The organism is Streptomyces sp. NPDC017056 (genome assembly GCF_044332485.1).
Classification (GTDB): domain Bacteria; phylum Actinomycetota; class Actinomycetes; order Streptomycetales; family Streptomycetaceae; genus Streptomyces.
On record NZ_JBIRPD010000011.1, the window covers coordinates 74,473 to 96,466 of the forward strand.

Consider the following 21,994-nt stretch of genomic DNA (forward strand, 5'->3'; position numbering starts at 1 on the left):
AAAATCGGAAACGGCACGTATCCGGAACGGATCGTATACGGAGCGGTGCCGTATCGGAAGCGGCGCGTGAGGCGGTCCTGCGCCGCCCCGGCGGAAAGTGGCGTGTGGGACGCCTTGGGCCGCCTCCGGGGAATGTGGCGCGGGCCCCGGAGAATCCGGGCCGGTGCACGCCGCGGCCAATCTCCCGGCGATCGCCGGAAAACGGTCCGCGCGATTCCCCGCCGTGGTAATGCCCGCGCCGCTCTCCGGCCCGCGCCGGCGGACGCGTACGGCGAAACCCGCGGGTAACGCGACGCGCCATTCACGGCCCGGCCGCCCGTACCCGCCACCCGGAAAGTCCGCATTCCGCGGGACGCACCCGAGCGCCATTAGACTGGATCGCGTTGATCGGAGGTGGCTATCGGTGGCGTCCCCCTCGCATGCCGGGACCCGGCCGCGGCAGCCCAGCCTGGCTCAGCTGCGCGCCTTCGTCGCCGTGGCCGAACACCTGCACTTCCGCGAGGCGGCGGCCGAGATCGGCATGAGCCAGCCCGCGCTGTCCGGCGCCGTGTCCGCCCTGGAGGAGGCCCTCGGGGTGCAGCTGCTGGAGCGCACGACCCGCAAGGTACTGCTCTCGCCGGCGGGGGAACGGGTCGCGGCCCGGGCCCGTACCGTCCTGGAGGCGGTCGGTGACCTGCTGGAGGAGGCGGAGGCGGCCCGCGCGCCGTTCACCGGCGTACTGCGGCTCGGCGTGATCCCGACCGTGGCCCCCTACCTGCTGCCGACCGTCCTGCGGCTGGTGCGCGACCGGTACCCGGACCTCGACCTCCAGGTGCACGAGGAGCAGACCGGCTCCCTGCTGGACGGGCTCCAGCAGGGCCGGCTGGACCTGCTGCTGCTCGCCGTGCCGCTGGGCGTCCCCACCATCGCCGAACTGCCGCTGTTCGACGAGGACTTCGTGCTGGTCGCGCCCAAGGACCACTGGCTGGGCGGGCGCGGCGACATCCCGCGCGAGGCGCTCAAGGACATGGACCTGCTGCTGCTGGACGAGGGGCACTGCCTGCGCGACCAGGCGCTGGACATCTGCCGGGAGGCGGGCCGCGAGGAGGGCGCGCCGGTGACGACGAGCGCGGCGGGGCTCTCCACCCTGGTGCAGCTGGTCGCGGGCGGCCTGGGGGTGACGCTGCTGCCGCGCACCGCGCTGCGCGTCGAGACGGCGCGCAACGACCAGCTGACGACCGGGTACTTCGCCGACCCGGCGCCGTCGCGGCGGATCGCGCTGGCGATGCGGGCGGGCGCGGCCCGCCAGGCCGAGTTCGAGGAGTTCGCGGCCGCGCTGCGGGAGGCGATGAAGGGCCTGCCGGTACGGATCGCGGAGTAGGGCCCGGTGCCCTAAGCCCGGCCGGGCGCCCGTACCGCCTACTCCGTCCGCAGGCCCTCCGGCCGCATCAGCCGCCACAGCAGCGGCAGGCTGAGCGCGGTCACCGCGAGGATCACCGCGCCTGCCGTGCCGGTGAGGACGGCGATGCCGGTCCAGTCCGGCAGCACCGGGCGGTCGACCAGGTGCAGCAGGAGGAGGCCGAGGCCCAGGCCGCAGCCGACCGCCAGGGCCAGGCCGAGTACGACGGGCACGGCGGTCTGCCACAGCACCGACCGGCCGAGCGTGCCGCGCGGTGTTCCGTGGGCGTCGAGGACGGACAGCAGCCGTCTGCGGTCCCGCAGTTGCTCCAGTGCGGAGATGAGCAGGCCGCCGCCGATGAGGCACAGCACGGCCACCGCGCCGGCCTGGAGCGCCGAGCGGACCATGTCGTACAGGCCGGGTTCGTCCCCGGCGTCCCCCGTCGCCATCACGTGCAGGCGCGGGTCGATCCGCGCCGCCGTGTTGCGTACGTACTCGATCGCGTCCGGCCGGTCCGGCGCGAGGTGCACCTCGACCTCGGTGAGCGGGTCCCGCAGCAGCGCGGGGTCCAGGGCGCCGGGCGTGGCGAGGACGTTGGCGCCGTGCAGGGAGAAGAAACTGTCGCGTGCGGCGACGGTGCGTGCGGTGTCCGGGACCGTCCAGGTGGCGGGGTGCCCGCCGGACGCCGGGGCCACCGCCAGCCGGGCGCCGGGGGCCGGCAGCGGCGCCGTGTCTTCCGGCATGTCGCCGACCCGGGTCAGGAACACGTCTCCGTCGGCGCACCGGCCGATCCCGGCCATCCGGCGCAGCGCGTCGCAGTCGGCGACGGCCAGCCGGTACGGCTCCGGGTCGTACGCCTGGTCCGCCTCCGCCGGGTCGGGCCGGGCCGGCACCGGGCCCGCGCCGCCGATCAGCGCGCCGTACGCCTCCCGCACGCCAATGGTCTCCCGCAGCCGCTGGTACGTCTCGGGGGCGCGCGACGCGGGCAGCGCCCGCTGCCAGGAGGCGACCTGGACCTGGTTGCGGTCGGACGGGTGGTACGGCTCGGGCAGGCCGTTCGTCCCGATACCGGCCAGCAGCAACTGCACCGCGACGGCCCCGGCGACCGCCACGGTGATGCCGCTGACCGAGCGGGCGGCGGCTGTCGTGCTCAACTGGAGCCGCCGCGTGGCGAGTTGCCAGGACGGTACGCCGCCTCCGCCGAACCGGGAGACGGTGGCGTCCAGCAGCCACGGCAGCACCGCCGCGACCCCCAGCAGGAGCAGCGAGGTGCCGGCTGCCACCTGGATTCCGGCCCAGACGCCCACCGTCGGTGTGCCGCGGACCGTCGCGGGCCACAGCAGCGCGGCGCCGGCGGCGGGCATCAGCAGCCGCCACCACAGGCGGCGCCGCACCACCGGCGCCGACCGGGTCACGCCGAGCGGCTCGACCGTGACCCGGCGCATCGTGAACAGGGCGACGCCGACCGAAGCCACCGGGACGGCCAGCGCGACCAGGGCGGTCAGCCACGGGTCGGGCACGACGTCGCGGGGGAAGACGCCGAGGCCCAGCACCCGTATCCGGGCCAGCGGGTAGCGGGCCGCGAGAAAGAGGACGGCGCCGGCCAGCAGGCCCAGCAGCGCCCCGGCCAGCGCCTCGCCGGCCGCGATCCGCCGGGTCGTGGCCCGGTCGGTGCCCACCAGCCGCAGCGCCGCCAGCCGCCGGTCCCGGCGCTCCCCGCCGAAGCGCACGGCCGCCGCGATGAACACGGCCACCGGGGCGAGCAGCGCGACGCTCCCGACGAGGAGCGCGGTCACCAGCTGCGGGTTGGTGGTGAAGGGCGCGTCGGTGCCGCGGCCGAAGGAGGCGATCCGTACGGCTTCCGAGCCGGTGCCGGAGAGCCGGTCCGTCCCCCGGTAGTACGCGAGTTCGCCCGGCCCGGCCAGCCCTTCGTCGCCGATGTGCCCCACGACGCGGACGTCGGCGAAGCGCTCGCGCAGCATCGCGCCGCCGGGGGAGGCCAGCAGGGCGGCGAGGGCCGGTGAGACGACCATCTCGCCGGGTCCCGGCAGGCGCGGTACGCCGGGCGGGAGGGCGGGCCGGTCCCCTTCGGGCTGCACCAGGCGCCCGCGTACGGCCTGTTGGTGGTAGGCGCTGTCGGTCCGGGCGACCAGCACCGTGCGGGCGGAGGCGGGCGAGGTGACGGCCAGGCTGTCGTCGCGGGCGTGGTCGCGCGCGACGGCGGTGCCGACGGCGTGCGGCACGGCCGCGGCGACCAGCAGTACGGCGACGCCCAGCCCCACCCCGAGCGCGGTCAGGGCCGTACGGATCCAGCCTTCACGACCGCCGCTGACCGCGAACCGCGCGCCCATGGCGAAGTCGCGGAACCAGCGGCGGGCCGGGTGCCGTCGGTGGTCGTACACCTGGGGGTTCACTCCGTTCGCAGGCCGTCCGGCCGCATCATCCGCCACAGCGGCGGGAGGCTGAGCAGGGTCACCAGGAGGATCACCGCGCCGCCGGCGCCTGCCATGGCGGCCACCACCGGCCAGTCCACGAACACCGGACTTTTGATCATCCAGAGCAGCAGCGTGCCCAGCGCCAGCCCGCCCGTGACGGCGAGCGCCAGGCCCAGCGCCACGGGAATCGCGGTCTGCCACATGACCGACCAGCCGAGGACGGCGCGCCGGGTGCCGAACGCGTCCAGCGCCGACAGCAGGCGCCGGTGTTCGTAAAGCTGCTCGACGGTGGAGACGACCAGGCCCGCGCCGATCAGCAGCAGCGTGATCACGGCGCCGACGAGCATGCAGGTGCGCAGGCTGTCGTACTGGCCGTCGTGCCGGTTCTCGGCCATCGAGACCACGGCCAGCGTCGGGTCGACGCGCGCCGCGGTGGTGCGGATGTGCTCCAGTGCGTTCGGCTCGTCCGCGTCGTAACCGGCCGTCAGGTGCATCAGCGGGCGGTGGATACGGCCGATGTCCACCGCGGACGGGGTGATCAGGATGCTGTGGACGGCCAGGCCGTCGGTGTCCGCCTTGGCGTGCACGAAGCGGGCCGAGGCGGGCAGCGTCCACGGCTGCGGCGGGCGGGCGGGCCCCGTGCCCTCGGGCGGGTCGAGGTTGAGCCGGGCTCCCGGCTTGGCGAAGGGGACGCCGTCCAGGTTGTCGGTGAGGAAGACGTCGCCGTCCGCGCAGGAGCCGAGGTCGGCCAGCCGGGCCAGTTCGGCGCAGTCGCCGACCGTGACGTGGGCGCTGTCCGTCATGAGGAAGTCGCTGCCTTCCATGACGCGGCCCCGGTCGCCCGCCGCCGAGACGGACGTCTCGATCGTGCCGCTCGCCCAGCGGACCCCGTCGGTCTCGCGCAGTTGCCGGACCGCGTCGCGGGTCTGCCGCCAGCCGTCGGCGCCGCCGGTCATCTCGACCACCGGGCGCCCGGTACGGGCGTAGCTGTCCGCGAAGCCGGCCTGCATGCCGGTGAAGAGCAGGTGGACGGAGATGGCCCCGGCGACCGCGACGGTGATGCCGGCGACCGCGCGGGTGGCCGCGCCGCTGTTCAGCTGGAGCCGGCGGGTGGCCAGCTGCCAGGGGACCGGGCCGCCGCGCAGCCGCCGTACCACCGCTTCGACCAGCCACGGCAGCAGCGCGGTGACACCAAGCAGCAGCAGCGTCGCGCCGATCGCGAGCCGGGAGGTGTTGAGCGCGCTGTCCACCCGGTCGCCGTCGCGCGAGACGGTGAGCAGCAGCCCGGCGCCGGCCAGCGGCACCAGCGGGCGCCACCACAGCCGGCGGCGCACAACCGGCCGGTTGCGGACGACGCCCAGCGGCTCGACGGTCACCCCGCGCTGCGCGAACAGCGTCACCAGGACGGCGGCCGACGGCACCAGCACGGCGATCAGCGTGGCCAGCACCGGGTCGGGGGCGATGTCCGAAGGGAAGACGTTGATGTCCCACAGGGTGACCACCGAGGCGAACTGCCGGCCGCCGAGGAAGAACGCGGCGCCGAGCACCAGGCCCGCCAGCGAGCCGAGCAGCACCTCGCCGGCGGCGATCCGGCGGGTCGTACGGATGTCCGTGCCGATCAGGCGCAGCGCGGCGAGCCGGTGGTCGCGGCGCTCGCCGCCGAACCGTACGGAGGTCCCGATGAAGACCATGACCGGCGTCAGCAGCGCCACACACGTCATGATCACGAGCACCACCGCGGGGGCCCGCATCGGACGGTCGGTGTACCGCAAACCGAAGTGGTCGATGCGGTAGGCCAGCCGCTCGGTCAGCGTGCTGCTGCCCGCGAGGTAGGTCAGCTCGGCCGGGCCCTGGAGCCCGGCGTCACCGATGGTGCCGACCACGCGGTACGGCAGCCGTTCGCGCAGCGCCTTGCCGTCGAAGGAGTCCAGCAGCTCCTTGAGGCCGGGCGAGACCAGCATGGTGCCGGGGCCGGGGAGCGCGGCGACCCCCGGTGGCTTCGGCGGGTGGGTCCCGTCCGGCCGGACGAGCCTGCCGCGGATGTTCTGGTGGTGGAAGCGGGTGTCGGCGTGGGCGTACAGCAGCGTGTCGTCGGCGGGCCGCGGCTCGTGCTCCTGGCCCAGGTTCTCGCGCGCCTTCTCCCGGCCGTGCCAGGAGTCCAGCAGCGAGGGCGCCGACGCGCCGAGCAGCAGTACGGCGACGCCGAGGCCGACGCCGACGGCGTTCAGCACCGTACGGATCCAGCCCTCGCGGCCGCCGCCGGCCGCGAAGCGCAGCCCCATGGCCAGGTCACGGGCCCAGGCGGCGGGGCCGGTGGGCGGGGAGTGGGGCATGGCCGGGAGAGTAGGCGGGCGGTGACCGCCCGGCGGGGCGCCGCGCCCGGCGCGTCCGCCGTTGGTGCGAGGGCCGAGCAAGGTCATCCGGCGGTGCCGATCGGGGCGCGGGCGACGGCCGGGCCGGGTGCCGCCGGCGGGCTCATATGAGGCCCGCCAGCATGTCCTTCACCTTGCCGTCGCGGACGACGATCTCGCGGTCGGAGTAGGCGGCGACCCGGGCCTCGTGGGTGACCAGGACGACGGCGGCGTTGGTGCTGCGCGCCGCGTCGGTCAGCAGGCTCATGACGCGTTCGCCGTTGAGGGAGTCGAGGGCGCCGGTGGGCTCGTCGGCGAAGATGACGCGGGGGCGGGCCGCGAGGGCGCGGGCGACGGCGACGCGCTGGCCCTGGCCACCGGAGACCTCGCCGGGCCGCTTGGCCCCAACGTCCTCGACCTCCAGGCGCTCCAGCCACTCGCGGGCGTCCCGCTGCGCCTCCTTGCGCTTGACGCCGTTCAGGCGCAGCGGCAGCGCCACGTTCTCCAGGCAGGTCAGTTCGGGCACGAGCTGGCCGAACTGGAAGACGAAGCCGAAGTCGGAGCGGCGCAGGGCGCTGCGCTGCGCGTCGCTCAGCCGCGTCACGTCGTGGTCGCCGTAGCGGACGGTGCCGGAGTCCGGCAGGACGATGCCGGCAAGGCAGTGCAGCAGGGTCGATTTGCCGGAGCCCGAGGGGCCCATGACGGCGACCACCTCGCCGGGGTGGATGGAGAAGTCCACTCCGTCCAGCGCGGTGGTCTGCCCGTACGCCTTGTGCAGCGCCTCGGCGGCCAGCAGCGAGCCCGCGGGCGTCACGAGCCGATCACCGAGGCCAGCTTGTCCAGGCGCGCCGCGGTCAGCTCCAGCCAGCGCAGGTCGGCCTCCAGGTGGAACAGGGCGTGGTCGCAGATGAGCTGGTCGGCGAGGTCGCCCTTGCGCTTGCGCTCGGTCAGGCCGCGCATCAGCCGCAGGTGCTCGGTGCGCTGGGTGTCCAGCAGCTCGGCGGCGTCGCGGCCGGTGAGCAGCGCGAGGACCACTTTGGTGTAGAGCGTGGACTGGAGGTACGGCTCGGGCTTCTCGGGCCGGGCCAGCCACTGGGCGACGTCGGTGACGCCGGCGTCCGTGATGGCGTAGCGCTTGCGCTCCGGGCCCGCGCCCGCCTCGACGCCGTCCACCTCGACGAGGCCGTTCTTCAGCAGCCGGGACATGGTCGAGTAGACCTGTCCGTAGTGCAGCGGGCGGTCGTGGCCGAAGTGCTCGTCGAACGCCCGCTTGAGGTCGTAGCCATGGCGGGGGCCGGATTCCAGGAGGCCCAGAAGCGTATGACCGATTGACATGCCGACCACCTTACTTCGTACGTACAGCCTCGGTGTATACGCGGAGCACATAGGGCGCTTCTGACGGATCTCCGCGGCATCGCGACGCCCGGCACGCACCCTCGCCGCACGGCGCAAAGGGACAGGTGGCTCCGCCACATGACCCTTCACACCGCACTCCCCCAAGCTCTTCGAGCAGGGGGGACCCCCAGCGCACGCACCGAACGCCGCTCCGTCCTCCACGGAGATCCATCAGAAACGCCCTAGCCCCGCGCCGTTCCCCGGGCCCCGCGTGCCACGGGCCCGGGGAACGGCGGACGGATCACTCCGTACGCAGCCCGTCCGCGCGCATCATGCGCCACAGCGGCGGCATGCTGAGCAGCGTCACGAGCAGTACCAGACCGGCGCCGACCAGCGGCAGCGGCCAGACCTCCGACCACGCGATGCCGCTCTTGCCCGCCAGGCCCAGCAGCACCCGGCCGAGCCCGAGGCCGCCGGCGACCGCGAGCGCCAGGCCGAGGGCCATCGGGACGGCGGTCTGCCACAGCACCGACCAGGCGAGCGTGCCGCGCCGGGTGCCGAAGGCCACCAGGACCGACAGCAGACGGCGGCGTTCGCGCAGCTGCTCCAGGGTGGTGACCAGCATGCTGGCGGCGATCAGCGCCATGGTCGCGACGGACGCGACCATCAGGCCGTTGCGCACGCTGGCGAAGCGCTGGTCGTCGCTGGTGTCCATGAGCTGGAAGACGGTGGCCGCCACATCGATGCGGGCCGCGGCGTTGCGGGCGTGCTCGGCGGCGTCCGGGACGGACGGGTCGAGCCGGATCATGGCCCGGGCCGTGGGGTGGTCCAGCTTCGTGACGTCGATCGCGCCGGTGGTGGCGAAGAGGCCGGTGGTCCGTTCGCCGGTCGGGTCGGGCCGGCCCTGGGCGGGGCGGATCGTTTTGGGCAGCTGCCACGTGCGGTGCGGGCCCTCCGGCTTGCCGTTCGCGTCGACGCCGTTCAGGAGCAGCCGGGCGCCGGGGCGGGCGATCCTGGGCAGGTCCTGGTCCACGGGGGAGCCGGGAGCGCCGTTGATCACGAAGACGTCGCCGTCCTTGCACGGGACCGGCCGGGCGATCTCCTGGAGGGTCGCGCAGCTGCCGACCGTGACCGAGGTGCCCAGCGGGTCGTCGTTCTCGCCGCGCTCCGGGCCGGTGGAGGTGACCGGCGCGTTGATGGTGGCGATGACGCCACTGACGCCCTTGGTCGCACCGAACTCGTCGATCATCTTCTGCGTGGCCGCGCCGTCCTTGACCGGCAGCAGCATCTGGAGCTGCGCCCGGGACATGTCCTGTCCGGTGCGCTTGGTGTAGCCCGCACCGACCGAGGCGAACAGCAGCTGGAGGGCGATGGCGCCGGCCACGGCGACGGTGATGCCGCTGACCGCGCGGGCCGCGCTGCTGCTGCTCAGCTGGAGCCGGCGGGTGGCCAGCTGCCAGGGGACCGGGCCGCCCTTGAAGCGCGTTACGACCGCCTCCACCAGCCAGGGCAGCAGCATGCTCAGGCCCAGCAGCGTCAGGACCGCGCCCGTGCCGATCAGGAACGTGTTGACGGTGCCCTTCTGCTCGTCGATCGAGCCGAACGCCGCCAGCAGCACCAGCCCGACGACCGAGATCGGCAGCCGCCACCACAGCCGCCGCCGGCGCGACGCCGCACTGCGCACGACGCCCAGCGGCTCGATGGCGATGCCGCGCAGCGCGAAGAGCGTGACGGCGACGGCGGACGCCGGTACCGCCAGCGCGATCAGGACGGCCAGCGCGGGCATCGGCGACAGGTCGGCGGGGAAGGAGTTGACTCTGCGGATGTCCATTGTGGTGATGAACTCCCGGCCGAACAGGAACAGCCCGGTTCCGACGGCCAGTCCGAAGACCGCACCGAGCAGGGCCTCGCCGGCGGCGATCCGGCGTGCCATGTGGTTGTCGGCGCCCACCAGGCGCAGCGCGGCCAGCCGCCGGTCGCGGCGCTCGCCGCCGAAGCGGACGGCGGTGGCGATGAAGATGGCCACCGGCATCAGCAGGACGATGCAGCCCACGAGGATCAGGACCAGCAGGATGGGTTCCAGGGGCGGTGACTCCATCTGCCGCCCGTAGCCGGAGGAGCGGGGGACGCCCTCTTCGTGGACGAGCTTGTCGCTGCCCGCGTAGTAGAGGTACTCGCTGGGGCCGATCAGGCCCGCTTTGCCGATGGTGCCCACCACGCGGTACGGGAGCCGGTCGTGCAGCAGCGCGCCGTCGGGGGACTCCAGGAGCTTCTTCAGGGCGGGGGAGACGAACGCCTCGCCCGGTCCGGGCATCCGGTCGACACCGGGCGGCAGCGCCGGGTGGCTGCCCTCGGGGCGCAGGGCGAAGCCGTCCACGTCGGCGCCGCGGAACTTGGTGCCGATGCCCTCGAAGAGGAAGGAGCTGTCCGAACGCTGCGCGTGGTCCTCCAGCGCGATCATCCGCGCGTCGCTCCGCTCGCCGCGTGCGGCCAGCAGGTTCGGTACGGACGAGGCGCCCAGCAGCAGCGCCACGCCGAGGCCGACGCCGACGGCGGTCAGCAGCGTACGGGTCCAGCCCTCGCGGCCGCTGGCGACGGCGAAGCGCATGCCCATGACGAGGTCGCGGACCCAGACGGCGAGGCCGGCCGGGGCCTTGGCGGGGGGCTCGTCGTGGTCCGTGGCGCCGGGGCGGTGGTCGAGGGCGGTCATACGGTGCCCGCCATTTCCCTGGCCTTGCCGTCGCGGACGACGATCTCGCGGTCGGAGTAGGCGGCGACCCGGGCTTCGTGGGTGACCAGGACGACGGCGGCGTTGGTGCTGCGCGCCGCGTCGGTCAGCAGGCTCATGACGCGTTCGCCGTTGAAAGAGTCGAGGGCGCCGGTGGGCTCGTCGGCGAAGATGACGCGGGGGCGGGCCGCGAGGGCGCGGGCGACGGCGACGCGCTGGCCCTGGCCGCCGGAGACCTCGCCGGGCCGCTTCGCCCGTACCTCGCCGACCTCCAGCCGCTCCAGCCACTCCAGTGAGCGGGCCTCGGCCTCCTTGCGCTTGACGCCGTTCAGGCGCAGGGGCAGCGCCACGTTCTCGACGCAGGTCAGTTCGGGGACGAGCTGGCCGAACTGGAAGACGAAGCCGAAGTCGGCACGGCGCAGGGCGCTGCGCTGCGTGTCGGACATCCGGGTGAGGTCGCGCGAGTCGTAGAGCACGCTGCCGGAATCCGGGCGGACGATGCCGGCAAGGCAGTGCAGCAGGGTCGATTTGCCGGAGCCCGAGGGGCCCATGACGGCGACCACCTCGCCGGGGTGGATGGAGAAGTCCGCGCCGTCGAGCGCGGGGGTCGAGCCGTACGCCTTGTGCAGCGCGCTGGCCCTGAGAAGAGAACCGGCCGGGGTCATACGAGGGCCTCCGATGGTGCGGACAGGTGCCGTCCCCGGCAGGGCTGGGGGGCGCTGCCGGAGGACGCGTCCGGGGCGTACCGGGTGGGGTTCCCAGCGTGCCCCAGTGGACATGACAGCACTCTACATGGTGTGTATACGCGCGGTGTATACCCGCACGGACAAACGCCGGGAGGCCCCTCGTACGGGGGGCCTCCCGGCGTCCGGCGCTCTCCACGAGGCCCGGCCCTTACGGAGGCTCCGGCTCCCCGGGCTCCGCGGCCTTCGGCGGACGCCCCCTCCGAGGGAGGGCGCCCGCGCCCTTCGGCAGCCGGCCGGCGTCCGCCAGGGCCTTGCGCAGCAGGAATTCGATCTGCGCGTTGGCGCTGCGCAGCTCGTCGTCGGCCCAGCGCGCGAGCGCGTCGTGCACCAGCGGGTCGAGCCGCAGCAGCATCTGCTTGCGCCGCTGCGGCCGCCGCTTGGGTGCCGGGTCCTCGTCCGCCGGCCCGGCGGCCCCGGAAGCGTCCCTGGGCGCTTCCGGGGAGCCGCCCTCACTCACTGGTAGAGGGATCCGGTGTTCAGTACGGGCTGCGCGGCCCGGTCGCCGCACAGCACCACCATCAGGTTGCTGACCATGGCCGCCTTCCGTTCCTCGTCCAGTTCCACGATGTCCTGCTCGCTGATGCGGGCGAGCGCCATCTCCACCATGCCGACCGCGCCCTCGACGATCTGCTGGCGGGCCGCCACGACCGCGCCGGCCTGCTGCCGCTGGAGCATCGCCGAGGCGATCTCCGGCGCGTACGCGAGGTGGCTGAAACGGGACTCGATGATCCGTACGCCCGCGGCGTGCACCCGGGCGGTCAGCTCGACCGCCAGCTTCTCGGTGATCTCCTCGGCGTTGCCGCGCAGCGACAGGGCGTCCTCGTCGTGCGCGTCGTACGGGTACTCGATCGCGATGTGCCGCACGGCCGCCTCGGTCTGGGTGGCGACGAACTCCAGGAAGTCGTCCACCTCGAAGAGCGCCTGCGCGGTGTCCTCGACCTTCCACACGACGATGGAGGCCAGCTCGATCGGGTTGCCGTAGGCGTCGTTGACCTTCAGGACCGCGGTCTCGTGGTTGCGCACGCGGGTGGAGATCTTGCGGGCGGTGGTGAGCGGGTTGACCCAGCGCAGGCCGTCCTCGCGGATGGTGCCGACGTAGCGCCCGAAGAGCTGGATGACCCGGGCCTCGCCGGGGGCGACCATCTTCACGCCGGTCATGCAGAACAGCGAGCCCACCAGCAGCAGGATGCCGACGACCAGCAGCGGCACCCCGAGCGCGTTGTTGCCGCCGGAGCCGGTGACGCCGCCGACGATGATCAGGGCCAGCCCCGCGAACGCGCCGAGGACGGTGAGCAGCAGGCCGAGGCCGCCCGGGATGCTGTGCGCCACCGTCTCGCGGACCTGGGGCTGCGGCATCTCCGGGGCGTCGACCGCGAGTCCGGCGCCGCCGTTCGCCCCGTCGCCGCCGCCGGCCGGTGTCTGGTCGGTCATGCTCTCTCCCCGTTTCTCGTCGGCCGCCGCGTGGTCGGTGCGGCGGCCGGTGCCGTGTCTTCGTCTGTGCTGTCGTCAGACTATCAAAGTGCTATCACTTTAAGAACCTTCTCAGGCTGGTACGGCATCCTCCGCGGAACGGTTCCCCCAGGCCGGGTGCTCTTTGTCACGTCGGGAAAAGCCTTGATCGATGAGCATTTGTTGACAGATGCGGTGTTAGCTTCGTGAGCTGAGTATTGGGGGCGGAACGACTGGAGTTGCGGGAGCGATGGGGCGAGCGGACGCGAGGCGAGCGGCTCAGGGGCGTAAACGCCGGGCGAAGCCGAAGGGTAAAAAAGGTGGCATACGCCGCTTCTTCACCTGGAAGAAGCTCCTCGGGGCCTTCCTCGGTGTGTGCCTGCTGGGCATCCTCGGCTTCGTAGGTCTGTACCTGTACGTGGACGTGCCCGACGAGGCCAACGCCGACGCCACGCTCCAGAGCAACGTCTACAAGTACGCCGACGGTTCGATCATGGCCCGCAAGGGCGTGAAGAACCGCGAGATGGTCAAGATCGACCAGGTCCCCGAGCCCGTCCAGCACGCCTTCGTCGCGGCCGAGAACAAGACCTTCTACCAGGACTCCGGCGTCGACATGAAGGGCACCCTGCGCGGCATCCTCAACACCCTGAGGGGCCAGGGCAAGCAGGGCGGCTCCACCATCACCCAGCAGTACGTCAAGAACTACTACCTGAGCCAGGAACAGACGGTCTCCCGCAAGTTGCAGGAGATCGTCATCTCCCTGAAGGTCGACAACAAGCTCGACAAGAAGGACATCCTCGCCGGGTACATGAACACCAGCTACTACGGCCGCGGCGCCTACGGCATCCAGGCCGCCGCCCAGGCGTACTACGGCGTGGACGTGGAAAAGCTGACGGTCAGCCAGGGCGCCTACCTGGCCTCGCTGCTCCAGGCGCCGAGCCAGTACGACTGGGCCATCGCCTCCGACGCCGGCAAGAAGCGGGTGCAGGAGCGCTGGGCGTACACCCTCGACAACATGGTCGAGATGAAGTGGCTGAGCGCCGACGACCGGCAGAAGCAGCAGTTCCAGCAGCCCATCAAGCCCAAGCCGCTGCCCGGCGTGGCCGGCCAGATTGGCTACTTCATCAACGCCGCCGACGAGGAACTGCGGGCCAAGGGCGTCGACGAGAAGGAACTGGCCGCGGGCGGCTGGACCATCACCCTGGGCATCGACAAGAAGAAGCAGCAGGAGCTGGAGAAGGCCGTCAAGCGCAAGCTCACCGACGACCTCGACCCGACCCGCCGCAAGGTGGACGCGGACGCCCAGCTCGGCGCCGTCTCGGTCGATGCCGGCAGCGGGCGCGTGGTGGCCATGTACGGCGGCGCGGGCTACACCAAGCACTTCCGCAACAACGCGACCCGCGTGGACTACCAGCCCGCCTCCACCTTCAAGCCGCTGGTCCTCGCCTCGGCCCTGGAGAACCACGCCAAGACCCAGTCCGGCGTACCGATCACGCCCGACACGGTCTACGACGGCCGCAACCGCCGCCCGGTCGTGGGCAAGAGCGGCCCCGTCGGGTTCGCGCCGCCCAACGAGGACGAGCACTCGTACGGGAAGATCTCCGTCCAGCAGGCCACCAACAACTCCGTCAACGCGGTCTTCGCGCAGATGGGCGTGGACGTGGGCCTGGACGAGGTCAAGAAGACCGCCGTCGGCCTGGGCCTGGACGCCAAGATGCCGGTCAAGCCCGCCATGACGCTCGGCACCATGGGCGCCAGCCCGCTCCAGATGGCCGGCGCCTACGCCACCCTCGACAACCACGGCAAGAAGGTCGACCCGGCCATCGTCGTCAAGGCCGAGCACGGCTCGCAGGAGACCGAACTGCCCGACCCCGTCGGCGCCCAGGTGATGACCCGCGGCACCGCCGACACCGTCACCTCCGTGCTGCGCGGCGTGGTCAACGACGGTACGGCCAAGTCCGCGATCGGCAGCACCAGCTACCAGGCGGCGGGCAAGACCGGCACCTCCGACGACAACAAGTCGGCCTGGTTCGTCGGCTACACGCCCAAGCTGGTCACCGCGGTCGGCATGTTCGGCGAGGAGGCCAAGGGCGGCAAGCAGGTCACGCTCAAGGGCACCGGCGGCGGCGGCCGCGTGAACGGCGGCGGCTACCCGGCCGAGGTCTGGGCCGCGTACACCGCCGCCGCGCTCGGCGACGACTCCGGGGGCAAGTTCGACCTGGACACCGACCTCGGCGCCGGAGTGGCACCGACCAACACCCCGCCGCCGTCCGGCCCCCCCTCGCAGACGCCGTCCCAGAGCCCGTCGCAGACGCCGTCCCAGACGCCGTCGCACTCCCCGTCGCAGACGCCTTCCCAGACGCCGTCCCAGACGCCTTCGCGCTCCCCGTCGCGGACGCCCTCGAAGCCGCCGGAGACGCCCCCGGCCAGCCCGTCGGGCGACAGCGGCGGCAGCGGCCGCAACAACCGGCCGGGCGGCTTCGACGACCTCGGGTGACGGCCGCCCGACAACGCCGCGCCGTGGCCCCCACCACCTGGTGGGGGCCACGGCCTTTTGCGTACGGTCTTCGCGTACGGCCTTCGTGTACGGCCTTTTCGCGTACGGGCGGGCCGCCGGTGCGGTGCTGGCTCAGCCGCCGTCGAACCGCGCGGCGATCCGGTCGCCGAGCGCCTTGTCGACGTTGCGCCAGTACTGGAGGGCGCGCAGCAGCACCGGACGGCTCACGCCCTGCGACAGATGCCCGACGATGTTGTCCACCAGCCGGCCCCGCGCGGCGTCGTCCAGCACCTGCCGCACCTGGGTGCCCGCCTGGCCCCAGTCGTCGTCATCGCGGCGCAGCTTGTACGCCTCGCGCACCATCTCGCCCGCCGAGTGCCAGCCCGCCGGGTCGCCGAAGTTGCGGGTGTCGGCCGCCGGGCCGCCGTAGGAGTTCGGCGCGTACGGGCGGGCCGCGCTGGACGGCTCGTAGCGCATCGGGCCGTCCTTCGCGTAGGAGCTGACCGTGGCGTGCGGGCGGTTCGGCGGCAGCTGCGCGTAGTTCGGGCCGATGCGGTAGCGGTGGGTGTCCGGGTAGGAGAACAGCCGCCCCAGCAGCATCTTGTCCGGCGAGGGGCCGATGCCCGGCACCATGTTGGACGGCTCGAACGCCGCCTGCTCGACGTGGACGAAGAAGTCCTCGGGATTGCGGTCCAGGGTCATCCGGCCCACCTCGACGAGCGGATAGTCGCCGTGCGGCCACACCTTGGTCAGGTCGAACGGGTTGAAGCGGTAGTCCGGCGCGTCGTCGAACGGCATGACCTGCACGTACATCGTCCACGTCGGGGCGTCGCCGGCCGCGATGGAGTCGTGGAGGTCGCGGCGGTGCACATCGGCGTCCACGCCCGCCAGCCGGTCCGCTTCCTCCTGGGTGAGGAAGTCGACGCCCTGGTCCGTCTTGATGTGGTACTTGATCCAGAACCGCTCGCCGCCGCCGTTGACCCACATGTACGTGTGCGAGCCGTAGCCGTTCATGTGGCGGTACGTCTTCGGGATGCCGCGGTCGCCCATCAGCCACGTGACCATGTGCGCCGACTCGGGCGACAGCGTCCAGAAGTCCCACTGCATGTCGTGGTCGCGCAGCCCGCTCTCGGGACGGCGCTTCTGCGAGCGGATGAAGTCCTGGAACTTGATCGTGTCCCGCACGAAGAAGACCGGCGTGTTGTTGCCGACCAGATCGTAGTTGCCGAGCTCGGTGTAGAACTTCAGCGCGAAGCCGCGGGGGTCGCGCCAGGTGTCCGGCGAGCCCTGTTCGCCCGCGACCGTCGAGAAGCGGGCCAGCATCTCGGTGCGGCGGCCCGGCTGGAAGAGATCCGCCTTGGTGAACTGGCTCACGTCGTTGGTCACTTCGAAGAAGCCGTACGCGCCGCTGCCCTTGGCGTGCACCACCCGCTCGGGCACCCGTTCGCGGTTGAACTGGGCCATCTTCTCGATGAGGTAGTGGTCCTGGAGCAGGAGCGGGCCGTCCGGGCCGACGGAGAGCGAGTGCTCGTCGCTCTCGACCGGGATACCGGCGTTGTTCGTCGTACGCGGGACGTCGTGCGCGGAACTGGTCATGGAGCAGCGCCTCCCGGAGGTGGGGTCGTCAGTCCCTGGTGCACCTCAGAAGTCAACTCCGCCGACGCGGCGTCGGCAACCGTTGGACACGGTCCAGTTCGGGACGGAGTCCGGGCGCGGGGGCGCGCCTTACTGCGCGCCCCCGAACGGCATGGACAGCTCGAACCACACCACCTTCCCCGTGCTCAGGCGCGTCGCGCCCCAGCGCCGGGCCATCCGGTTGACCAGGTACAGGCCGCGGCCGCCCTCGTCGGACGGGCGCGCCTGCCGCAGCCGCGGCAGCTGCGGCACGTCGTCGCCGACCTCGCAGCGCAGCACGTCCGTACGCAGCAGCCGCAGCGTGATCGGCCGCTCCGCGTAGCGCACCGCGTTCGTCACCACCTCGCTGACCAGCAGCTCCAGCTGGTCGGTCAGCTCCTCCAGGCCCCACCGCGACAGCGCCCTGCGGGCCAGCCGGCGCGCCTGCCCCGCCGTCTGCGCCTTCGGGTCCAGGTACCAGTACGCGACGTCGCTCGGCGCGATCCCGTCGAAGCGGGCCGCGAGCAGCGCGATGTCGTCGTCCCGGTCGCCGGGACCGAGCATGTCCAGCACCTCGTCGCACAAGGGCTCCAGCGGCGGTGGGTTGGGCCCGGTCAGCCGGGCCGTCTCCGTCAGCCGCTCGCGCAGCTGCTCGATGCCGGTCCACACGTCCCGGATCCGGGACTCCACCAGGCCGTCCGTGTACAGCACGAGCGTGGCGCCCGCCGGCGCGTCCAGCTCGACGGCCTCGAAGTCCACCCCGCCCACGCCGATCGGCGCGCCCGGCGGCACTCGCAGCACCTCCGCGCGCCCGCCGCGGTGCAGCATCACGGGCGGCGGGTGCCCGGCGTTGGCGACCATGATGCGGTGCGCCACCGGGTCGTAGACCGCGTACAGGCACGTCGCCATCCGGTCGGAGCCGAGCCGCTGCGCCTGCTCGTCGAGGTGGTGCAGCACCTCCTGCGGCGGCAGGTCGAGACCGGCCAGCGTCTGCGCGGTGGTGCGCAGCTGGCCCATGATCGCCGCCGACGTCATGGAGTGGCCCATGACGTCACCGACCACCAGGGCCACCCGGCTGCCGGGCAGCGGGATCGCGTCGTACCAGTCGCCGCCCACCCGCGCCGTCTCGGCGGCGGGCAGATAGCGGCTGGCCAGCCGCACGCCGGTGGGCTGCGGCAGCGAGTCCGGCAGCATCGTGCGCTGGAGCGCGTCCGCGATGTACGCCTCGCGCCCGTACAGCACCGCCTTGTCCACGCCCAGCGCGGTGTGCGTCGCCAGCTGCGCCGCCACCAGCAGGTCGTCCGCCTCGAAGGCCGGGCGGTCGGGGCGGCGCAGGAACACCGCGGCACCGATCACCCGGCGGCGGCCGCGCAGCGGCGCCAGGATCACCCGGTGTCCGGTGGGCAGGTGGGTGAGCGGGCCGAGCAGTTCGGGCAGCGCGGCGCGCGCCGCCTGGGCCTCGCCGAACAGCGGCCGTACGCCACGCAGCACCTCCGCCAGCGGCCCGCCCGGCAGCACCTCGGACAGCTCCGCCGCGCTGCCGCCCATCGCCGGGCTCAGGTCCGGCTGCGCGGGCAGCATCGGCAGCCGGCCGCCGTTGGTGTCCGGCTCCTCGGGAATCCGGTCGGTACGGCGCAGCCGCAGCACCACGGGGCCGGTCGGCCGCTCGTCGCCCACCGGCAGCGGGTCGCGCAGGTACACCAGGATGGCGTCGGCGAACGTCGGCACGGTCGCCCGGCACAGCCCCAGGACGATCTCGTCGAGATCTATGCCGCGGGCGATCCGCCGGGTCGCGGCGCCGATGAAGCGCAGCCGGTCGCCGCCCGCCTGACGGGCCGCCAGCACCTCGGCGCTCTCGGCCGTCTGCGCGGGGTGCGCCGACCTGGCGGGCGGCGGTACCGCGGGCGGCCCTTCGGTGCGCGAGCGCGGCCGGCCGGCGCCGGGCTCCTCGCCCCGGCCCTCCAGCCCGTCGTCCGGTCTGCCGCCCGCCGGTCCGTGGCCGGCGGCGTGCCGGGGGCCACCGTCGGCGGCGTACGCAGAATCGTCACCGCGCGGCGCCGCGGCGGACATCTCAGCCACCCCGGCCGGCCGGGGCGCCGCCGGGCCAAAACCGGGCGGCGCCGGCTGCCCCGGCGAACTGCGGGGACCGGCGGCCGTACCGAAGGGCGCCGGCTCGGGCAGACCCCCGTGCGGGGTCGCCGAGGCCGCGGCAGGCGGGGCGGCCTGCCGCGTTTCGTGGGAGGTCGGGTGCTCCGTCACGCGTGGGATTCCATCCGTCCGGGGCTGCGCGCGTGGCGCGCCGCGTCTCAAGCGCGTCGCAGGTGCAGGAAGAGCTGGATCTCGGGTGGTAGGTCCGTACTGGCCGGGGCATACGCATACGAGTCCTCCCCGGTGACTTCGAAGCCCGCGTCGTGCACGACCTGGCGCAAGTCGTCCCGCAGGTAACCCGATACCCGGATCGTGTCACCCAGGAACGGAATCGCGCAGTCGTCCAGATCGGCCTCGACCATGGACAGCGCCAGCAGCCCGCCGGGCCGCAGCAAGGTGTGCAGCGACCGCAGCGCGTACGGGATCTCCTTGCGGGGCAGCATGAGCAGCGAGAAGAAGGCGACGGCCCCGTCGAAGGAGGCGGCACCACCGAGCCGGTCGTCCCCGAGCGCCGCGACGTCGAGTCGGTGGAACTCGCCCTCCGGCACGTTCTCCCGGGCCAGCCCGACCATCGTGGGGGAGAGGTCCACCCCGACGACCTTGTGGCCCGCTTCCGCCAGCTGACGGGCCGTCGGCACGCCCGTGCCGCAGCCGACGTCCAGCACCCGGGAGCCGGGCGGCAGCCCGGCGGCGAGCCAGGCGCCGGCGGCGAGCTGGCCCTCCTTGTGCGGGAAGACCTCGTCGTACCGGTCGCCGATCGCGTCGAACGCCTCCGCCTGGCCCGCCCGGTCCAGGACTAACCGGTTCAGGCCCTCGTATCCGTCGTAGCCTTCAGCGCTCACGACCTCGCCTCTCCTGCGACCGCGGTCAAGTTCCGTGCCCCGGATCGGGAGCCACGTCCGTGCAGTTCCGTGCAGTCTTGAGTTACGCCTGTGCAGTCTTGTGGAGGACGATCCTACGGTTGATCCCCAGGGGCGCATCAAGGGGGCTCACCCGCACGCCGCACCGCGCCCTCACCTGCCCGCCGGCGCGCCGGGGCGAAGACCCGGGCCACCGGCCCGCGCCCCCGTACGCCGGCTCAGCGACCGGTCACCGCCCGGTCCCAGTCCTCCGGCAGTCCCGGCACCTCCCACGCCGGGTCCGGACGCCAGTTCTCCCACCCGGAGGCGAACGGCTCCCCCCACGCGCCGATGTGCGCGACCGCCGCGCGGCCCGCGGCCCGTACGTCGGCGGCCAGCGCGGGCGGCATCAGCCCGTCGCGCTGCGCCTGCGCGAACTCGTCCTCGTCGCGCCACTCCCAATGCCGGTCCGGGTACACGCAGATGTCCAGGAAGTGGTCCTGGGAGTCGATGCCGCCCGCCCAACGGCGACGCGGCTCCTCCAAGTTCACGTACCAGTTCTTGAAGTGCCAGCCACGCTCCCAGAACAGCCACACCGACCAGGGGTCGCCGGGCCTGGCCAGCTTCAGCACCCCGCTGCCGAACCACTGGTCGCGGGCGGTGCGCCGCGGCTTGGTGTAACGGGTGGCGAGCGGCTCGCGGTGGACGGGCGTCCCGTCGGCCAGCACCGGCTTGACGCAGGTCGTGCCGGGGGCCATCCACACCGCGAGCAGCTCGTCGGTGTCCTGTACGACGGTCATCGGACGGCAGATGTGGATGCCGTCGCCGGCGTTGTCGCGGTAGCGCCACAGGACCTGGTCCCCGGGCGCCCAGCGCACCGGTCCGTCCGCGGCGCTTCGCGTGCCCTTCGCCCCGGCGGCGCCCTTCCTCGTCTCCACCATGTCCGCTGTCATGCGCAGATCTTAGAGGGGCGCCGATGTCCGCGCCGTGACGTATACCGCACGGTCCGTTACGGATGTGTCATACGCAGCACGTCCAGCGCCTCGTCCAACTGCTCCTCGGACAGCAGGCCCTTCTCGACGTACCCCGACTCGATGACCACCTCGCGGATGGTCTTGCGCTCCGCGAGCGACTTCTTGGCGACCTTCGCCGCCTCTTCGTACCCGATGTACTTGTTGAGCGGAGTAACCACGGACGGGGACGACTCCGCGTACTCCCGGGCCCGTTCGGCATTGGCGGTGATTCCGTCGATCGTCCGGTCCGCCAGCAGCCGCGTGACGTTGGCCAGCAGCCGCACCGACTCCAGCACGTTCTTCGCGATGACCGGCAGCATCACGTTCAGCTCGAAGTTGCCCGCGGCGCCCGCCGCGGCCACCGTCGCGTCGTTGCCGGTGACCTGCGCGGCCACCATCAGCACGGCCTCCGGGATCACCGGGTTGACCTTCCCCGGCATGATGGACGAACCGGGCTGGAGGTCCGGCAGGTTGATCTCGGCGAGGCCGGTGCGCGGCCCCGAGGACATCCACCGCAGATCGTTGGAGATCTTCGTCAGGCCGACGCCGATGGTGCGCAGCTGCCCGCTGGTCTCCACCACCGCGTCACGCGCGCCCTGCGCCTCGAAGTGGTTGCGCGCCTCGGTCAGCGGCAGCCCCGTCGTCCGCGCCACCTCGGCGATCACCGCGGCGGGGAAGCCGGGCGGGGTGTTGATGCCGGTGCCCACCGCCGTGCCGCCCAGCGGCAGTTCGGCCAGCCGCGGCAGCGCGGACCGCAGCCGCTCGACGCCGTAGCGGACCTGCGCCGCGAAGCCGCCGAACTCCTGGCCGAGCGTGACGGGCGTGGCGTCCATCAGATGCGTCCGCCCCGCCTTCACCACCTCGGCGAACTCGGTCTCCTTGCGCTCCAGCGCGCCCGCCAGGTGCTCCAGCGCGGGGATCAGGTCGTGGGTGACGGCCGCGGTCGCCGCGATGTGGATCGAGGAGGGGAAGACGTCGTTGGACGACTGGGAGGCGTTGACGTGATCGTTGGGGTGGACGTCCCGCCCCAGCCGCTCGGTCGCGAGGGTGGCCAGCACCTCGTTGGTGTTCATGTTGGAGGACGTACCGGAGCCGGTCTGGAAGACGTCGACGGGAAAGTGCTCGTCCCACTTCCCGTCGGCGACCTCCGCCGCGGCCTCCTGGATCGCCCCCGCGACGTCCCCGTCCAGCACCCCCAGCTCGGCGTTCACCTTGGCCGCCGCGGCCTTGATCCGGGCCAGCGCCTCGATGTGCGCCCGCTCCAGCCGCTGCCCGGAAACGGGAAAGTTCTCCACCGCCCGCTGCGTCTGCGCCCGCCACTTGGCACGGGCGGGCACCTTCACCTCGCCCATCGAGTCGTGCTCGGTCCGGTACTCGCCGTTGTCGCCGCTCAGGCCGTTGTCGCTCATACCTGTGTCAGTGCCCGGGAACGCCGATTCTGTTCCCGGCCACCGACACGTT

Annotated in this window: 15 protein-coding genes; 2 read left to right on the top strand and 13 right to left on the bottom strand. The window is 72.9% G+C overall.

From position 1 onward, the window contains the following. The first annotated feature begins 403 nt into the window (after positions 1-403). Positions 404-1,360 (top strand): LysR substrate-binding domain-containing protein, encoded by a 957-nt coding sequence (locus tag ACH4OW_RS21250; RefSeq protein WP_360127562.1) that lies wholly within the window; start codon positions 404-406, stop codon positions 1,358-1,360. A 38-nt stretch (positions 1,361-1,398) separates the two neighbouring features. Here ACH4OW_RS21250 and ACH4OW_RS21255 read toward each other — a convergent pair whose 3' ends face one another. The 8 genes from ACH4OW_RS21255 to ACH4OW_RS21290 all read right to left on the bottom strand — a co-directional run bounded on the left by ACH4OW_RS21255 (position 1,399) and on the right by ACH4OW_RS21290 (position 12,404). Further along, positions 1,399-3,780, bottom strand: coding sequence for an FtsX-like permease family protein (locus ACH4OW_RS21255; protein WP_398029601.1), 2,382 nt, complete (start codon positions 3,778-3,780; stop codon positions 1,399-1,401). Between the two features lie 8 nt (positions 3,781-3,788). Then, positions 3,789-6,233, bottom strand: coding sequence for an ABC transporter permease (locus ACH4OW_RS21260; RefSeq protein ID WP_398029603.1), 2,445 nt, complete (start codon positions 6,231-6,233; stop codon positions 3,789-3,791). Positions 6,234-6,288: 55 nt separating this feature from the next. Then, positions 6,289-6,978: an ABC transporter ATP-binding protein gene (locus tag ACH4OW_RS21265; RefSeq protein ID WP_398029605.1), complete on the bottom strand. Its 690-nt coding sequence runs from the start codon at positions 6,976-6,978 to the stop codon at positions 6,289-6,291. After that, positions 6,975-7,499 carry a PadR family transcriptional regulator gene (locus ACH4OW_RS21270; protein ID WP_360127574.1) on the bottom strand — a complete coding sequence of 175 codons (525 nt, stop codon included), beginning with the start codon at positions 7,497-7,499 and terminating at the stop codon, positions 6,975-6,977. The genes ACH4OW_RS21265 and ACH4OW_RS21270 overlap by 4 nt, the downstream gene beginning before the upstream one ends. Positions 7,500-7,800: 301 nt before the next feature. Next, positions 7,801-10,209: an ABC transporter permease gene (locus tag ACH4OW_RS21275; protein ID WP_398029607.1), complete on the bottom strand. Its 2,409-nt coding sequence runs from the start codon at positions 10,207-10,209 to the stop codon at positions 7,801-7,803. After that, positions 10,206-10,892 carry an ABC transporter ATP-binding protein gene (locus tag ACH4OW_RS21280; protein WP_398029609.1) on the bottom strand — a complete coding sequence of 229 codons (687 nt, stop codon included), beginning with the start codon at positions 10,890-10,892 and terminating at the stop codon, positions 10,206-10,208. The genes ACH4OW_RS21275 and ACH4OW_RS21280 overlap by 4 nt, the downstream gene beginning before the upstream one ends. A gap of 229 nt (positions 10,893-11,121) precedes the next feature. Beyond that, the gene (locus tag ACH4OW_RS21285; RefSeq protein ID WP_398029611.1) at positions 11,122-11,430 is read right to left on the bottom strand and encodes a hypothetical protein; all 309 of its coding nucleotides are present in this window, start codon (positions 11,428-11,430) and stop codon (positions 11,122-11,124) included. Beyond that, positions 11,427-12,404, bottom strand: a complete 978-nt coding sequence (locus ACH4OW_RS21290) for an SPFH domain-containing protein (RefSeq protein ID WP_398029613.1) — start codon at positions 12,402-12,404, stop codon at positions 11,427-11,429. Before ACH4OW_RS21290 ends, ACH4OW_RS21285 begins: the two co-directional genes overlap by 4 nt. 268 nt (positions 12,405-12,672) lie before the next feature. Here ACH4OW_RS21290 and ACH4OW_RS21295 point away from each other — a divergent pair, with 268 nt between their 5' ends. Further along, a complete protein-coding gene (locus tag ACH4OW_RS21295; protein ID WP_360127583.1) occupies positions 12,673-14,919 on the top strand; it encodes a transglycosylase domain-containing protein in 2,247 nt (748 codons plus the stop codon). 132 nt (positions 14,920-15,051) lie between these two features. Here the strand turns inward: ACH4OW_RS21295 and ACH4OW_RS21300 are convergent, their stop codons facing one another. From ACH4OW_RS21300 to ACH4OW_RS21320, 5 genes are all read right to left on the bottom strand, one after another. Continuing rightward, positions 15,052-16,515: a catalase gene (locus ACH4OW_RS21300; protein WP_360127586.1), complete on the bottom strand. Its 1,464-nt coding sequence runs from the start codon at positions 16,513-16,515 to the stop codon at positions 15,052-15,054. 129 nt (positions 16,516-16,644) lie between these two features. Then, positions 16,645-18,792, bottom strand: coding sequence for a SpoIIE family protein phosphatase (locus tag ACH4OW_RS21305; RefSeq protein WP_360127589.1), 2,148 nt, complete (start codon positions 18,790-18,792; stop codon positions 16,645-16,647). 47 nt (positions 18,793-18,839) lie between these two features. Then, a complete protein-coding gene (locus tag ACH4OW_RS21310) occupies positions 18,840-19,523 on the bottom strand; it encodes a class I SAM-dependent methyltransferase (protein ID WP_360127592.1) in 684 nt (227 codons plus the stop codon). A gap of 236 nt (positions 19,524-19,759) precedes the next feature. Next, positions 19,760-20,473: a DUF402 domain-containing protein gene (locus ACH4OW_RS21315; protein ID WP_398029616.1), complete on the bottom strand. Its 714-nt coding sequence runs from the start codon at positions 20,471-20,473 to the stop codon at positions 19,760-19,762. A 56-nt stretch (positions 20,474-20,529) separates the two neighbouring features. Then, entirely contained in the window at positions 20,530-21,942 is a 1,413-nt protein-coding gene (locus ACH4OW_RS21320; protein WP_398029618.1) for a class II fumarate hydratase, read from the bottom strand. Between the last annotated feature and the right edge of the window lie 52 nt (positions 21,943-21,994).

Bases quoted from the DNA above. Each gene is read 5' to 3' on its own strand.
- ACH4OW_RS21270 (WP_360127574.1), bottom strand. From the start codon at position 7,499: ATGTCAATCGGTCATACGCTTCTGGGCCTCCTGGAATCCGGCCCCCGC.
- ACH4OW_RS21315 (WP_398029616.1), bottom strand. From the start codon at position 20,473: ATGACAGCGGACATGGTGGAGACGAGGAAGGGCGCCGCCGGGGCGAAG.
- ACH4OW_RS21280 (WP_398029609.1), bottom strand. From the start codon at position 10,892: ATGACCCCGGCCGGTTCTCTTCTCAGGGCCAGCGCGCTGCACAAGGCG.
- ACH4OW_RS21260 (WP_398029603.1), bottom strand. From the start codon at position 6,233: ATGACCTTGCTCGGCCCTCGCACCAACGGCGGACGCGCCGGGCGCGGC.
- ACH4OW_RS21275 (WP_398029607.1), bottom strand. From the start codon at position 10,209: ATGACCGCCCTCGACCACCGCCCCGGCGCCACGGACCACGACGAGCCC.
- ACH4OW_RS21300 (WP_360127586.1), bottom strand. From the start codon at position 16,515: ATGACCAGTTCCGCGCACGACGTCCCGCGTACGACGAACAACGCCGGT.
- ACH4OW_RS21290 (WP_398029613.1), bottom strand. From the start codon at position 12,404: ATGACCGACCAGACACCGGCCGGCGGCGGCGACGGGGCGAACGGCGGC.
- ACH4OW_RS21320 (WP_398029618.1), bottom strand. From the start codon at position 21,942: ATGAGCGACAACGGCCTGAGCGGCGACAACGGCGAGTACCGGACCGAG.
- ACH4OW_RS21295 (WP_360127583.1), top strand. From the start codon at position 12,673: ATGGGGCGAGCGGACGCGAGGCGAGCGGCTCAGGGGCGTAAACGCCGG.